This is a genomic window from Mesorhizobium sp. M0060, assembly GCF_040323155.1.
Taxonomy (GTDB): Bacteria; Pseudomonadota; Alphaproteobacteria; order Rhizobiales; family Rhizobiaceae; genus Mesorhizobium.
In genome coordinates, this window is sequence record NZ_JAMYUP010000002.1 from 21,944 (window position 1) to 35,268 (window position 13,325).

Consider the following 13,325-nt stretch of genomic DNA (forward strand, 5'->3'; position numbering starts at 1 on the left):
CTGACCTTGGTCCGGCGGGCTTTGTCTTTTTTGAAGCTTTCGACCGCATCGCTTCAGTGCGTCCCGACCCTTGGCGGTCTGCTGGTCGCTGCGCTGAGGTCCTTGACGCGCGTCTCCCAAAAACATTGCGAAACGGCGAGGGAGCGGTTATATAGGCCACGATTTTCCCATTTTTGGTGGCTCTAAACCACCGCCCGCGCGGGAACGCGGGCGAACGAGAAGGATTTTTGTAATGGCCAATACGCTGCTGATGCCAAAGGCGACCGCCGTCTGGCTGGTTGACAACACAGCGCTCTCCTTCGAGCAGATTGCGCAGTTCTGCGGACTGCATCCACTTGAGGTCAAGGCGATCGCCGACGGCGAGGCGGCGCAAGGCATCAAGGGCATGGACCCGATCATGACCGGCCAGCTCACTCGCGACGAGATCGCGCGCGCCGAGAAGGACCCGAACCACCGGCTGAAGCTCTCCGATCCCAAGGTGCGGGTGCCGGAATCCAAGCGCAAGGGTCCGCGCTACACGCCGCTGTCGAAGCGCCAGGACCGGCCCAACGCCATCCTCTGGCTGGTGCGCAACCATCCCGAGTTGAAGGATGCGCAGATTGCCCGCCTCGTCGGCACGACGAAGTCGACGATCGACCAGATCCGCGACAGAAAGCACTGGAACTCCGCCAATCTCCAGCCGATGGATCCGGTGACGCTCGGCCTGACGTCGCAGATCGACCTCGACATGGAAATCAACCGCGCCTCGCGCGGCCGCGAGCAGGCCCAGCCGGCCGGCGATACGCTGCTGCCGGCGGCCTTGACCGAACGGCTGGTGCCGGCGCCGGAAAAGCCGAAGGACGAGGACCGCGAACTCGACGCCAACGCCGTCTTCGCCAAGCTTTCGGCGCTGAAGTCGAAGGACAAGGACGCCGACGAAGAGGAGTAGGGTCTCGCATCCAAAACAAAAAGCCCGCTTTCAAGCGGGCTTTTTTGTGATCTCCCGTGTCAGCTTCGCGCCGCCCGGTCGGGCGCCATGCCGTAGTCCTCGCTGCGTTCCACCGCGCGGTAGAAATCGGCGAGCTGCTTGCCGCGCTCCGGCTTGAAGGTGCGACCGGCGATGACCACCGAGGCGATGCGGTCGATGCGGAAGGCGCGGAAATCGCCGCGCATCTCGCACCAGGCGACCAGCGTCCACACCTTACCCCAGAACCACAGGCCAAGCGGGCGGATGTCGCGCGCGGTGCTGCGGCCGGCCTCATCCGAATAGTCGATGGTCAGCACCTGACGTTTCTCGATGGACCGCTCGATCAGGTCGATGGCTTCGCGGGCGGCATCGCTTACCACCCACATCGGCGTGTGGATCTCGGTACGGGCGATCCTGTCCTTTTCGGCGTCGGGCAACACGGCGCCTATTTTGACCAGCGCCTCGTCGGCGGCTCGCGCCATGGCCGCGCCGCCAAAGGCGCGCACCATGCGGGCGCCGGCGACCAGGGCGACGATCTCGTCACGCGTGAACATCAGCGGCGGAAGGTCGAAACCCTCCCTCATCATATAGCCGACACCAGCCTCGCCGTCGATCGGCACGCCGGTCGACTGCAAGTCGGCGATGTCGCGATAGATGGTCCGCTCGGAAACCTCGAGCCATGTGCCCAGCTTCTGGGCGGTGACCAGACGGCCACCGCGCAGATGCTGCACGATCTGGAAGAGCCTGTCGGCGCGGCGCATCGTATGGTCCCTCGGCGTCTATTGTTCCAGCCCTTCGCGCTTGCGCTGCGCGGCGACGAAGGCCGCGCCGAAGGATAGTTTCCTCGTTGTCGGCGTGTCGGCGTCGAGCACCCGCCAGAACGGCGCAATGTCGCTCAGCGCCATGCCATGCTCAAGATCCTCGTTGGCGGCCTCGGCGACGGTGCGCAGATGATAACCGATGGTGACCGGACATGTCACCTCGGCACCGTGCTCGATGGCAAGCGCGGTGCGCAAAGCGCAATCATCCATGGCCATGCCTTCGGGGATGGAGCGGACGAATGCATCGACTTGGCGAGCTGTCGGAACCAGCATCGGTTGGCCTTCGACGACGTCAGCCATGGCGCGTGGCGACGGTTTTATGCCGTTGATGCCAGGCGTGTTCAGCCTGTCGTTCCAGCTTTTCATCGATCGCCCTCTCGGCCGTCCGTCTCTGACGGCCATCGCACTATGGCACGAGCCTCCTGACACCATCCTGTCAGGAGGCTTCAGCATGCCCACTTAAGCTCGTCGCCGGGCCGCATCCAAACGCCGTGCAGAAAAGACTGCCTCAATTGCCGCCATTGCGGCGGTCGCCATACATGTCCGGCCAGCCAATGTCCTTACGGATGTCCGCCGGCAGGGTATTCATGAAACGCTGTGTGCGGATCTCGTTGCGCATCGTCCGGATCTTGCCGACATAGTGCTGCACGCTGCGCAGAATGGTAAAACCGTTCATGGCTGGTCTCCTCTCTTTCGATGGAGACACTATCGCACACCCCTGCTGACAACAGTCTGTCAGGAGGGTGCGGCTCTCATGACCGGCGTTCCGATTTGTCCGCCGAAGTGATCAGGCAGCGCTGAAAAAAGAGGCTTGCCGCAATGGAAAGATGGCGATCCCGGAGCGCTTTGACAGCCAGCCGCGATGCTGATCAAAGGCTGCATGTCGAAACTTCTCGCGCTCGTCATCATCGCCATGATGGTCATCCAGCTCATCAAGCCGCTCGGCTGGCTGGGGCTGAAGCGGCGCAGCGATTTCTGGAAGCTGGCGCTGCTGGCGATGGCGGCGATTTCGATAACGGCGGTGCTCGGGCATTGGACGTAGTGCCGACGGCCCATTACGCGACGCCGGGTTCGTTGGCGAGCACCAAGCCGACCAGATGTTCCGCCCAGGCTCGGTAGCCGGCTTCCGAAGCATGAAATCCATCCGACGCAAAGCCGGCCTCGGCATCGGTGATCGGCAGGCGGGGTGCCGGTATCGCGCCGCGCTCGAGGCAAAGACGCTCGCCCATCCGGTTCATCTCGACGGCGCGGATTTCGAGGATCTTGCCGAGCAGCGGCGGCATTGCCGGCGCCCGGGTGAACTCCAGCACCGGCGACCACACGACGCGCGCCTCCGGCCATTTGGCGCGCAGTGCGTAAAGCAGGCCGCCAAAATCGCGCTTGAAGCGCGGTACCGAATGAAAATTCTTGGCGTCGTTGGTGCCGATGGCGAGCACGATGTGCGTCCACGGATCGGCCGACAGATTGGGCAGCACATGGTCGCGGATCTGGCCTGAGGTTGCCGAGTTGAAGCCGGCTGCCCGCCAGCGCACGGCGCGGCCGGTGCGTTGCGCAATCAGAACGGCCAGTTGCGCAGCCAATCCGTTTTCGGAATGGCCGATGCCAACCGATGCGGCGGAGGAATCACCAAGCACCAGAAGCGAAATTGCCGGCGCCTGGCCTGATATCTCGTGGATGACCGGACCTTGTGCCGGCAGCATGCGGGTGGTGCGGCGACGCACGCCAAGCCCTTGCCAGACATAGACCGGAAAGGCGAGCCAGGTGAGAAGGGTCGGAAAGCGCCGCATGGCAAGTCCCTTTAGGGCATAGCGAACAGCACTTAGCGCATGTTGCACTGAAGGTGAACGACCTTGCAGCGACAGCCTGTCGCCTCAATGGCAGCAGTCATGCGTCCCGGACCGGTCTTCATATTCGTCATGCAGCCGCACCCAGTCACCAAGACTATGATGTGGGCCGGTTTCGTTGCGACCTTTCGGTGTCAAGTCGAGATAGTGATAGGCGCCGATCAGCGGATCGCCGCCCCTGGAGCGCGAGACGAAGGTCAGGAAGATGTCGCCTTTCTCGTCGCGATAGAACACGCTGGTGCCGGGAAGATCCTTCGATTGCCGCGCACGCCGCTCGAAATTGTAGGTCGTGTCGCCGGCTGCGATCTGCTTGTCGGTGAATGAAACCTGCATGTCGAAGTTGAAATCCGAGGCGTAGGACGACACCCAGTCGAATTTCCAGCCCATGCGCTGCTTGTAGGGCAGCAATTCGGCCAATGGCGCCCGCGCCACCACGACAAGTGAGACATCGTGATGCCTGAGATGCTGGTTGGCGCCATCGATGTGGTCGGCAAGGAACGAGCAACCCTCGCAACGATAATCGGCGCCCGGCCCGAACATGAAATGGTAGACGATCAGCTGGCTGTTGCCGCCAAACAGGTCGGGCAGTTTCTTTGGCCCTTGCTCGGTCTCGAAGACGTAGTCCTTGCGGATCTTCAGCCACGGCAATTCGCGACGTTCGGCGGCGATGCGATCGCGAAAGCGCGTCAATTCTTTTTCGCGCGCTAGATGTGCCTTGTGCGCCTGAAACCAGTCTTCCTGCGACACGGTCTTGTTGTTCGGCATAGGTCTGCTCCTCTTTTCACGGAGGACGTTCGGCAGCGACGCATGCCGACACAGAGCTGCATTTAGTTGCAAGTAATTGCAGCCCTTGCTGCTTTCGAACAAAACCCGGGCACGCGGCCCGGGATCGAGGAACCAAGACGGATTCGGTCAGGCGGCTTGCTCCAGCGTCGGCTGCCATTGTCCAAGCGCTGCCAAATGGTTCATGTGGGCACGATGGGCGAAGGCGGCCTGGGCGGCGGCGACATTTGCCGCCTTGCCGCTCCAGGCCTTCTGCGGGGCGGCCTGCAAGGCGCGGCCGTAGGAGAAGGTCAGCGTCCAAGGATGCGGGCCGATGGCGTTGATGGCATTGAGGTTGGCGGTCGCCTGCTCGTCCGTTTGTCCGCCCGACAGGAAGGCGATGCCTCCAATCGCGGCCGGCACCGTCTCGCGGAACAGTTTTATCGTCTTTTCGGCGACTTCGTCGGGGCTGCTGACCTTGCCCGATTTCTTGCCTGCGAGGATCATGTTCGGTTTCAGGATGGTGCCTTCGAGGACGACGCGAGCCGCATAGAGCTCGGTGTACAGCTTTGTCAGCGTTGCCTTGCTGATCTCGTAGCAGATATCGATGTCGTGGGCGCCGTCCATCAGCACCTCCGGCTCGACGATCGGCACGATGCCAGCCTCCTGGCAGAGCGCGGCGTAACGGGCGAGCGCATGGGCGTTCGAGCCGATCGAGGTGGCGGAAGGCACCCCCTTGGCAACATCGATGTCGATCACCGCGCGCCATTTGGCGAAGCGGGCGCCGAGCTTGTAGTACTCGGCGAGGCGTTCGCGCAGGCCGTCGAGGCCCTCGGTGATGGTGTCGCCGGGGAAGCCTGCCAGAGGCTTGGCGCCGGCATCGACCTTGATGCCGGGGATGGCGCCCGAAGCCTTGATGATGTCGACCAGCGGCGTGCCGTCGGCGGCATTCTGGTGGATGGTCTCGTCATAGAGGATGACGCCGGAAATATATTTGGTCATCGCATCGCTGGCGCGGAACATCATCTCGCGATAGTCGCGGCGGCTGTCGGCGGTCGACTCGACGCCGATGACGTCGAAGCGCTTCTTGATGGTGCCGGAGCTCTCGTCGGCGGCCAGCAGGCCCTTGCCGTCGGCCACCATCGCGGCGGCAATATCCTCGAGACGTTCGCTCATCGTGCTTCTCCTGAAACGGTTTGTCCGTCTCCAGCAGACCACTAGAGCAACGCAGGTTCAAGTCGAACGATTTCGTCGGGGAAGCGCGAATCGATTGAAAGTCGAAGGAACCTTCATTCGCAGCGTTGTTGCCGAGGCAATCAGCGCTTCAAGACGTCGACGCCGGGTAAGGGCTTGCCTTCCATCCATTCCAGGAAAGCGCCGCCGGCCGTCGAGACATAGGTGAAGTCGTCGGCGACGCCGGCATGGTTGAGCGCCGCCACCGTATCACCGCCACCGGCGACCGAGACCAGTCTGCCGGCCTTGGTGCGCGCCGCCGCGTGCCTGGCCGTCGCCACCGTCGCATGGTCGAACGGCTCGATCTCGAAGGCGCCGAGCGGCCCGTTCCAGACCAGCGTCGCGGCACGGTCGATCCATTCGGCAATGGTTTTCACGGTCTTCGCGCCGACATCGAGGATCATGCCGTCGGCCGGCACGTCGGCTATGGCGACGGTCTCGCTGGCGGCGCCGGCCTTGAACTCCCGGGCGACGACGCCGTCGACGGGCAGGATGATGGCGCAGCCGGCCTCAGCCGCCTCGATCATGATCTGCTTGGCGGTGGTCGCGAGATCATGCTCGCAGAGCGATTTCCCTACGTCGGTGCCGCGTGCCGCGAGAAACGTATTGGCCATGCCGCCGCCGATGACCAACGCGTCGACCTTCTTCACGAGGTTCATCAACAGGTCGATCTTGGTCGAGACCTTGGCCCCGCCGACGATGGCGACAACCGGGCGGACGGGATTGCCGAGGCCCTTTTCCAACGCGTCGAGCTCGGCCTGCATGGTGCGCCCGGCGAAAGCCGGCAACACATGCGCCAGTCCTTCCGTCGACGAATGGGCGCGGTGCGCAGCGGAGAAGGCGTCGTTGACGAAGATGTCGCCGTTAGCGGCGAGCTTTTCGGTGAAGGCCGGGTCGTTCTTCTCCTCGGCCTTGTAGAAGCGGGTGTTCTCGAGCAGAAGCACATCGCCGCTGTCCATGGCGGCGACGGCGCTCGCGGCCTTGTCGCCGATGCAGTCGGGGGCAAAGCCGACCGGGCGGCCGAGCACGTCCGCCGTCGCCTTGGCGATCGGCTCGAGCGAGAATTCCGGCGCCGGTCCATCTTTGGGACGGCCGAAATGCGCAAGCAGGATGACCTTGGCGCCCTTGCCGGACAGCTCGGCGATGGTCGGTGCAATGCGCTCGATGCGGGTGGCGTCGGTGACCTTGCCGTCAGTGACGGGAACGTTGAGGTCGACACGCACCAGCACACGCTTGCCGCTGATATCGCCGATGTCGTCGAGTGTCTTGAAGCCGGCCATGCTGATCCCTTTCGCGAAAAATCGCGGGGACCTTACCCCGCATCGACGACGATGCAAGACCTGCCTAAGGGTTCACGGAAAATATGATTCGCGTCTCGAAGATGAAGCGCCCACCGGGAGCGAGATGGGCAGCAATGGTGCGAAGCACCGCCGCTCGAACTTCTGACGTCAGAAACACCTGGAAGGCGTGTCCGGTCGTTAAGAAGGATGATCTTGGCGGCCATGTTTCCAGCTTCCAGATCCGACGAAGCGCCGACATATGGCTTTACCGGTTGCGCACCACAATGCATGCGCCGCCGACGCTCTGCAGCTTCTCGCAGATATCGTCGGCCTTGACTTTGGTGTCGGCGCCGATCCGCACCGCGTAGATGCCGCGCCTGCCGATCGGTGTGCGCACCCGGCTGACCACCGGATTGCGACCGCTGAGCAAGGCTGGAAACCGGCGTTTCACAGTGCTCCACTGATTGAGCGCCGCGGCGCGGCGGAAATTGCCGGCCACCTGCACGCCCCATGGCTTGATGTTGATCGACGACATCGGCACGGTTCTGGACATGATCACCGGCAGCTTGCGGCAGGCGGCAGCGAAGCTCGCCTTCTTGTCGAGCGGCCGGATGACGCCGGCATACGCGGCATCAGTGAACCTGTCGGCCGGCTCGCCCATGACGTCCAGGACGTAGCTTTCGGTCTCCATCGGCAAGAAGCCGCCGGAATTCAGCCAGCGCGACACTCGGGTCTCGCCGGCATTGTAGGCGGCTGCGGCGAGGCCCAGATTGCCAAAGCCGGTCTTCAGTTCGGCGAGATATTTTGCCGAGGCCGGGATCGCCTGCTCGATATCGAACGAATTGGTGAGGCCGCGTATCTTGGCGGTGCCCGGCATGAACTGGGCAATGCCTTCGGCGCCGACCGGGCTGACCGCATTGGGATCGAAACGGCTTTCCTTCCAGATCAGCCGGGCAAAGAAATCCTTGGGCAAGCCGTTCTGGTCTGCATGGGCCTCGATCAGATTGCAAACCTGGTCGATCAGCTTCTTTTTGGCGGGCCGTGGTGGATCGGCCTGAACGGCTGTCGCCCAGACCAGCCCGCAAATGAGAACCAGCGCCGCGCCCAGCAAACGCCGCATTGAACTACTCCGCCGCGGCCTTGTCGTGTTGCCCAAACCGCCGTTCGATATAATCGGCGACCATCTTCTCGAAATCCGCGGCAATCGATGGGCCGCGCAGCGTCGCCGCCTTCTTGCCGTCGACGAACACCGGGGCGGTCGGCGTCTCGCCAGTGCCGGGCAGCGAAATGCCGATATCGGCATGTTTGGACTCGCCCGGACCGTTGACGATGCAACCCATCACCGCGACCTTGAGGTTCTCGACGCCGGGATATTGTTCGCGCCACACCGGCATGTTCTTGCGCAGGTCGGCCTGGATGTTCTGGGCAAGCTCCTGGAACACGGTCGAGGTCGTGCGGCCGCAACCCGGACAGGCGGCGACGATCGGCACGAACTGCCGGAAGCCCATGGTCTGCAACAGCTCCTGCGACACCTGCACCTCGCGCGTGCGGTCGCCGTTCGGCTCCGGCGTCAGCGAGATGCGGATGGTGTCGCCGATGCCTTGCTGGAGCAGGATGCCCATCGCAGCCGATGATGCGACAATGCCTTTCGAGCCCATGCCCGCCTCTGTCAGGCCGAGGTGCAGCGCATGGTTGGAACGCGTGGCAAGTTCGGTATAGACGGCAATCAGATCCTGCACGCCGCTGACCTTGGCCGACAGGATGATTTTTTCGCGGACAAGGCCGATCTCTTCAGCCATTTCGGCCGACAGGATCGCCGACTGCACGATTGCCTCGCGCGTCACCTCCTGCGCGGTCAGCGGAAAGCCTTGGGCCTGGTTGTCGTCCATCAGCCGGGTCAGAAGCTCCTGGTCGAGCGAGCCCCAATTGACGCCGATGCGCACCGGTTTGTCGTATTTGATCGCCATCTCGACGATCGCCGCGAACTGCCGGTCTTTCTTGTCCTTGAAACCGACATTGCCCGGGTTGATGCGGTATTTGGCCAAGGCCTCGGCGCAGGCCGGATGATCGGCCAAGAGCTTGTGGCCGATATAATGGAAATCGCCGACGAGCGGCACGTCGATGCCTAGCCGTTCCAGCCGCTCGCGGATGGCCGGCACGGCGGCAGCACTTTCGTCGCGGTCGACGGTGATGCGCACGATCTCGGAGCCGGCGCGATGCAGCGCCGCCACCTGCGCGATCGTTTGGTCGACATCGGCCGTGTCGGTGTTGGTCATCGACTGGACGACGACCGGCGCGCCGCCACCGACCATCACGCCGCCGACGTCGACACCGACCGACCTGCGGCGCGGGAAGGGTGAGGAAAAATATCCGGTCATGCCGGCTGCCTTTATCTTGAAGGTCCGGGCATGAGGTGGAGGAGCAAAGATGGCTTGTCAATGGCGAGTGGCGCGCAGGCCTAGCAAATCGGTAATGACAAGACGACGGCTTGCCGCAAATCCACAGCCGTTTCCGGCAGCATAAAGATATGCCACCGGAAAGAGATCGCGCCGGGCGGCGCGGCTAGTCTTGGAAGGGCTTCAGTGCGTCGTCGGTTTCGCCTTCAGTTTTTCAATCTCGTCCTTGAGTGCCAGCTTGCGCCGCTTGAGATTCACGATTTCGAGGTCGTCGACCGATGGATGGGTCATCGCATCGTCGATTTCGCGCTCGATATCGCCGTGTTTCCGCTGCAGCTCATCAAGATGGGATGCAAGAGACATGATTGGTTCTCCCTTTCATGGTTTCCTCGATTGCAGCCGTCAAGGCAACGTCCACCGCAGGCTCGCTTCTGTGACGGCATAATGACAGTGTGCCACCATCGCGCGCCGATGTCGAATGCTGCGTGGTAGCATTCCACGACAATATGAAATGTGATATGGGCTGCGCGCCGGTGCAAGAGACGCTGGCCCCGCCCAATCAGGCCCATAGTTTGGGCGCCGCAGACGTGCAGACGGTAAAAATGTCCGATCAGGAACAGGCAGATATCCGCCTCGAATATTCCCGACTGAAGCAGGAACACGCCGATTTCGACGCGGCCATCAATGCGATGATCGCCATGAATTGCGACCCGCTGCAGATCCAGCGCATGAAGAAAAAGAAGCTTTTCCTGAAGGACAGGCTGATGGCGCTGGAAGACAAGATCATTCCAGACATTATCGCTTGAACGAACCCGCCGCTGGCTTCTGATCAGGCGGCTTATGCCGCGATCGAAAGCCGTGCGGCACGGTCGCGCAACAGTGCTATCAGATCATCGGTCTTCTCGGTCGAGGTATCGATGGGAACCACCAGGCACATCGTCGCCTCGATCTTGCCCGGTGCTGAAAAGACCGGCGCGGCCAGGCATTTCGTGTAAGCATCGATGAGGCCGGAGGTGACGCAGTAGCCCGCCGACTTGGCGACGGCGATATCGGTTATGAAATCGTCGAGCTGCAACCGGCGGCCGTCGGGCAGCACGAGATCGTCCTCGGAGACCATGTCTTCGATCGCTGCCCTTTCGAAGCCGGCGAGGAGCAGCCTTCCGGAAGCGGTCCAGGGAAGCGGTATCTGCAACCCCGTCGCCGAGCTGATCCGGAATGGCCTCGTTCCCGGGCTTGAATGGACGATGGTGTAACGGCCGCTTTGCAGCATGCACAGTTCCGAGGTCTCGCCGGTCTCGCGCGACAAATGGTCGACTTCCTGGCGCCCTCGCCTGAGCAGGTCGTTGCCCCGTACATAATCCATTCCGTAGAGATAAAGCTTCTTTCCGAAATAGACCCGATTGCCGTCTCCGGCCATTTCCAGCAGGCCTGCGTCGACCAGCGAGCGCACGAGCGTATAGGTCGTCGAACGCGGCGCATTCACCCCTTTGGCAAGATCGCCAATGCCGATCGCGCGCTGGGTCGCGTGAAGAAACTCCAAAATCTGGAGGACCCGGTTGAGACCCTTCTCCCGAGAGCCCGAATTCTTGTCTTCGTCCAGACCGACATCCGGTCGAGCGGCCAAGGCATTGCCATCTTGCATTATCGATTCCTGATGTTAATCTGTCTTGTACAGAGTACAGGCGTCTCTTGTAAGGGACAATGACGTCAGTTGCAATCGATGCATGCACTGCTGGTCCAAAGGGGAACACAACACGAAAGGAGGTCGCCGTGAACGACACATCCAAAAGGCGTGAATTTCTGAAACTGGGAATGGCCGGGCTTGCAACGGCCGGAGTGATGAGCGCGGCAACAGCGGTCGATGTTCAGAAAGCGGCAGCCCAGGCGGCGCCCGACAGCCTGCTGCGCACCGTTCTCGAGCGCGGCAAGGTGATCGTCGGCACCGGCAGCACCAACGCGCCTTGGCACTTCGAGAACGACGCTGGCGAGCTGGTCGGCATGGACATCACCATGGGGCGCATCCTTGCCAAGGGGCTTTTCGACGACCCGACCAAGGTCGAATTCGTCATGCAGGATCCGGCTCAGCGCATTCCAAACGTGACCACCAACAAGGTCGACATCACCATACAGTTCATGACCATGACCGCCCAGCGCTCGCAGCTGATCCACTTCTCCCGGCCCTACTACGTCGAGGGCATCGCCTTGCTGACCCTTCCGAACGCCGAAAACAAGACCTTCGACAAGCTGCTTGCCGCCGGTTCGGCGACCCGGATTTCCATCCTGCAGAACGTCGATGCCGAGGCAAACGTGCGTATCGTCCTGCCCGAGGCGCAGGTAATGCAGATAGACACGCAGGCCAACGTGCTGCAGGCGCTGGAATCGAAGCGCGTCGACGCCGCCGCCGTCGATCTGTCAACGGTCCGCTGGCTCGCCTCGCGCAATCCGGACAAATACTTCGATGCCGGCAAGAGCTGGTTCTCGATGCTTTATGGTGCCGCACTCCGGCAGGGCGACCTCGACTGGCTGACCTTCGTCAACCAGACCTTCACCATCGCCATGTTCGGCCATGAAACGGCGCTTTATGACGCGGCGTTCAAGGATTATTTCGGACAGGAGCCGCCGGCCCGCCATCCCGGCTTCCCGGTCATCTGATGCAAGCAGGCGGAAGGGCAGCGCCCTTCCGCCTGCTTCTCCTCGGCAGCCCTCAGCATTGCGGGAGACGCATGGGCTATACCCTCAACTTCAACCTGATCTGGCGGCATTTCGATAAGCTCTGGGGCGGGCTCCTGCTCGGCCTCGAACTGGCCGTCATCTCGATCGCGATCGGCATCGTCATCGGGCTGCTTCTGGCGGTCTGGTACGTGTCGGCCGGGCGGGCGGTTCGGACCGTCATCGCGGCCTATGTCGAGTTCATCCGCAACGTCCCGCTGATTCTGCTCGTCTACCTGGTCTTCTACGGCCTGCCGACTGTAGTCGACATCGCGTACAGCGCGCAAACCTCATTCATTGCCACGCTGTCGCTCTATAGCGGCGCCTATCTGGTCGAGGTGTTCCGCTCGGGGCTCGAAGCTGTGCCGCGCGGCCAGCTCGACGCCGGCAAGGCGATCGGCCTGACGCCATGGCAAAGGCTGGTCCATGTGCGCTTGCCGACGATGCTGCGCATAACGCTGCCGGCGCTTTCCAACACATTCATATCGCTCTTCAAGGATACGTCCGTGGCATCGGTCATTTCGGTGCCCGAGCTCACCTACGGCGCCCAGTGGATCAACTTCAACACCTTCCGCATCGTCGAGGTCTATCTGGTGGTGACGGCGATGTACCTGTTGACCGGCTATGCGCTGCTTTTCGCGCTGCGGTTGGTCGAACGCCGATTCAGGGCGGGGCACTAGGATGATTGGCCAGATCGCCTATGCCTTGCCTTTCCTGGGTCAAGGATTTGCCCTGACGCTGTGGGTGTCGCTGCTGGTCGTGGTGTTATCGCTCATCGCCGGCGTGCTGATGGGCGTCGGCCTCGTCTATGGTCCGTCTCCGCTGCGCTGGGTGGTGCGCATCTTCAGCGACACCATACGCGGCATTCCGATCCTGGTGCTGATCTTCTTCGTCTACTACGGCCTGCCGGCAGTAGGGCTGCATCTGGAATCCTTTTGGGCGGCCGTGCTCGCGCTTACCCTGTTCAAGACGGCGCAGGTCATCGAATATCTGCGCGGCGCCGTCGGCTCGATCCCCAAGGGTCAGTCCGAAGCGGCGATGGCGATCGGGCTGACCTTTCGCCAGCGGCTGGCCTACGTCATCTTTCCGCAGGCGTTCAGGCGTTTCCTGCCGCCCTGGATCAACGGCGTCACCGACGCGGTGAAGGGCAGCGCGCTGGTCTCGCTGCTCGGCATCACCGACCTGATGCAGGCAATCAACCAGGTTATCGGCCGCACCTACGAAGCGATGCCGCTCTACATCCTCGGCGCGCTCGTCTATTTCGCCGTCAACTACGCCCTCTCCTTGGCCAGCCGCCGGCTGGAGCGGCGTTTCTCCTTCATCCGGGAATAGCA

Annotated in this window: 17 protein-coding genes; 6 read left to right on the forward strand and 11 right to left on the reverse strand. The window is 62.4% G+C overall.

Features of this window, described 5'->3' with window-relative positions:
- Positions 1-232 precede the first annotated feature (232 nt).
- Complete coding sequence (locus NKJ94_RS02355; protein WP_352522797.1) at positions 233-928, forward strand: DUF1013 domain-containing protein; 696 nt, start codon at positions 233-235, stop codon at positions 926-928.
- Positions 929-987: 59 nt separating this feature from the next.
- On the opposite strand, the gene NKJ94_RS02360 is transcribed toward NKJ94_RS02355, so the two are convergent.
- The 3 genes from NKJ94_RS02360 to NKJ94_RS02370 form a co-directional block, all read right to left on the reverse strand.
- The gene (locus tag NKJ94_RS02360; RefSeq protein WP_023678491.1) at positions 988-1,707 is read right to left on the reverse strand and encodes a helix-turn-helix transcriptional regulator; all 720 of its coding nucleotides are present in this window, start codon (positions 1,705-1,707) and stop codon (positions 988-990) included.
- Positions 1,708-1,725: 18 nt separating this feature from the next.
- A complete protein-coding gene (locus NKJ94_RS02365; RefSeq protein WP_352522798.1) occupies positions 1,726-2,133 on the reverse strand; it encodes a hypothetical protein in 408 nt (135 codons plus the stop codon).
- A 142-nt stretch (positions 2,134-2,275) separates the two neighbouring features.
- Positions 2,276-2,443: a hypothetical protein gene (locus NKJ94_RS02370; protein ID WP_254816537.1), complete on the reverse strand. Its 168-nt coding sequence runs from the start codon at positions 2,441-2,443 to the stop codon at positions 2,276-2,278.
- Positions 2,444-2,647: 204 nt separating this feature from the next.
- Here NKJ94_RS02370 and NKJ94_RS02375 point away from each other — a divergent pair, with 204 nt between their 5' ends.
- Positions 2,648-2,809, forward strand: coding sequence for a hypothetical protein (locus NKJ94_RS02375; RefSeq protein WP_352522799.1), 162 nt, complete (start codon positions 2,648-2,650; stop codon positions 2,807-2,809).
- Between the two features lie 13 nt (positions 2,810-2,822).
- Here NKJ94_RS02375 and NKJ94_RS02380 read toward each other — a convergent pair whose 3' ends face one another.
- The 7 genes from NKJ94_RS02380 to NKJ94_RS02415 all read right to left on the reverse strand — a co-directional run bounded on the left by NKJ94_RS02380 (position 2,823) and on the right by NKJ94_RS02415 (position 9,645).
- The gene (locus NKJ94_RS02380) at positions 2,823-3,554 is read right to left on the reverse strand and encodes an SGNH/GDSL hydrolase family protein (RefSeq protein WP_352522800.1); all 732 of its coding nucleotides are present in this window, start codon (positions 3,552-3,554) and stop codon (positions 2,823-2,825) included.
- Positions 3,555-3,638: 84 nt separating this feature from the next.
- On the reverse strand, positions 3,639-4,376 hold the full coding sequence (locus tag NKJ94_RS02385) for a DUF899 domain-containing protein (protein ID WP_352522801.1): 738 nt from the start codon (positions 4,374-4,376) through the stop codon (positions 3,639-3,641).
- A 147-nt stretch (positions 4,377-4,523) separates the two neighbouring features.
- A complete protein-coding gene (locus NKJ94_RS02390) occupies positions 4,524-5,549 on the reverse strand; it encodes a class I fructose-bisphosphate aldolase (RefSeq protein WP_352522802.1) in 1,026 nt (341 codons plus the stop codon).
- A gap of 140 nt (positions 5,550-5,689) precedes the next feature.
- Positions 5,690-6,886, reverse strand: coding sequence for a phosphoglycerate kinase (locus tag NKJ94_RS02395; RefSeq protein WP_352522803.1), 1,197 nt, complete (start codon positions 6,884-6,886; stop codon positions 5,690-5,692).
- 265 nt (positions 6,887-7,151) lie between these two features.
- Positions 7,152-8,006, reverse strand: coding sequence for a lytic transglycosylase domain-containing protein (locus NKJ94_RS02405; RefSeq protein WP_352522804.1), 855 nt, complete (start codon positions 8,004-8,006; stop codon positions 7,152-7,154).
- A gap of 4 nt (positions 8,007-8,010) precedes the next feature.
- Positions 8,011-9,264: a flavodoxin-dependent (E)-4-hydroxy-3-methylbut-2-enyl-diphosphate synthase gene (gene ispG, locus NKJ94_RS02410; protein ID WP_352522805.1), complete on the reverse strand. Its 1,254-nt coding sequence runs from the start codon at positions 9,262-9,264 to the stop codon at positions 8,011-8,013.
- 201 nt (positions 9,265-9,465) lie between these two features.
- Positions 9,466-9,645: a YdcH family protein gene (locus NKJ94_RS02415; protein ID WP_023678481.1), complete on the reverse strand. Its 180-nt coding sequence runs from the start codon at positions 9,643-9,645 to the stop codon at positions 9,466-9,468.
- 239 nt (positions 9,646-9,884) lie between these two features.
- Between NKJ94_RS02415 and NKJ94_RS02420 the strand changes: the two genes are divergently transcribed.
- On the forward strand, positions 9,885-10,088 hold the full coding sequence (locus NKJ94_RS02420) for a YdcH family protein (RefSeq protein WP_023678480.1): 204 nt from the start codon (positions 9,885-9,887) through the stop codon (positions 10,086-10,088).
- Positions 10,089-10,120: 32 nt separating this feature from the next.
- Here the strand turns inward: NKJ94_RS02420 and NKJ94_RS02425 are convergent, their stop codons facing one another.
- A complete protein-coding gene (locus NKJ94_RS02425; protein WP_352522806.1) occupies positions 10,121-10,924 on the reverse strand; it encodes an IclR family transcriptional regulator in 804 nt (267 codons plus the stop codon).
- A 128-nt stretch (positions 10,925-11,052) separates the two neighbouring features.
- Between NKJ94_RS02425 and NKJ94_RS02430 the strand changes: the two genes are divergently transcribed.
- The 3 genes from NKJ94_RS02430 to NKJ94_RS02440 all read left to right on the forward strand — a co-directional run bounded on the left by NKJ94_RS02430 (position 11,053) and on the right by NKJ94_RS02440 (position 13,323).
- Entirely contained in the window at positions 11,053-11,934 is an 882-nt protein-coding gene (locus tag NKJ94_RS02430; protein WP_352522807.1) for a transporter substrate-binding protein, read from the forward strand.
- A 71-nt stretch (positions 11,935-12,005) separates the two neighbouring features.
- Positions 12,006-12,671 carry an amino acid ABC transporter permease gene (locus NKJ94_RS02435; protein ID WP_352522808.1) on the forward strand — a complete coding sequence of 222 codons (666 nt, stop codon included), beginning with the start codon at positions 12,006-12,008 and terminating at the stop codon, positions 12,669-12,671.
- A gap of 1 nt (position 12,672) precedes the next feature.
- Complete coding sequence (locus tag NKJ94_RS02440) at positions 12,673-13,323, forward strand: amino acid ABC transporter permease (protein ID WP_352522809.1); 651 nt, start codon at positions 12,673-12,675, stop codon at positions 13,321-13,323.
- The last annotated feature ends 2 nt before the right edge of the window (positions 13,324-13,325 follow it).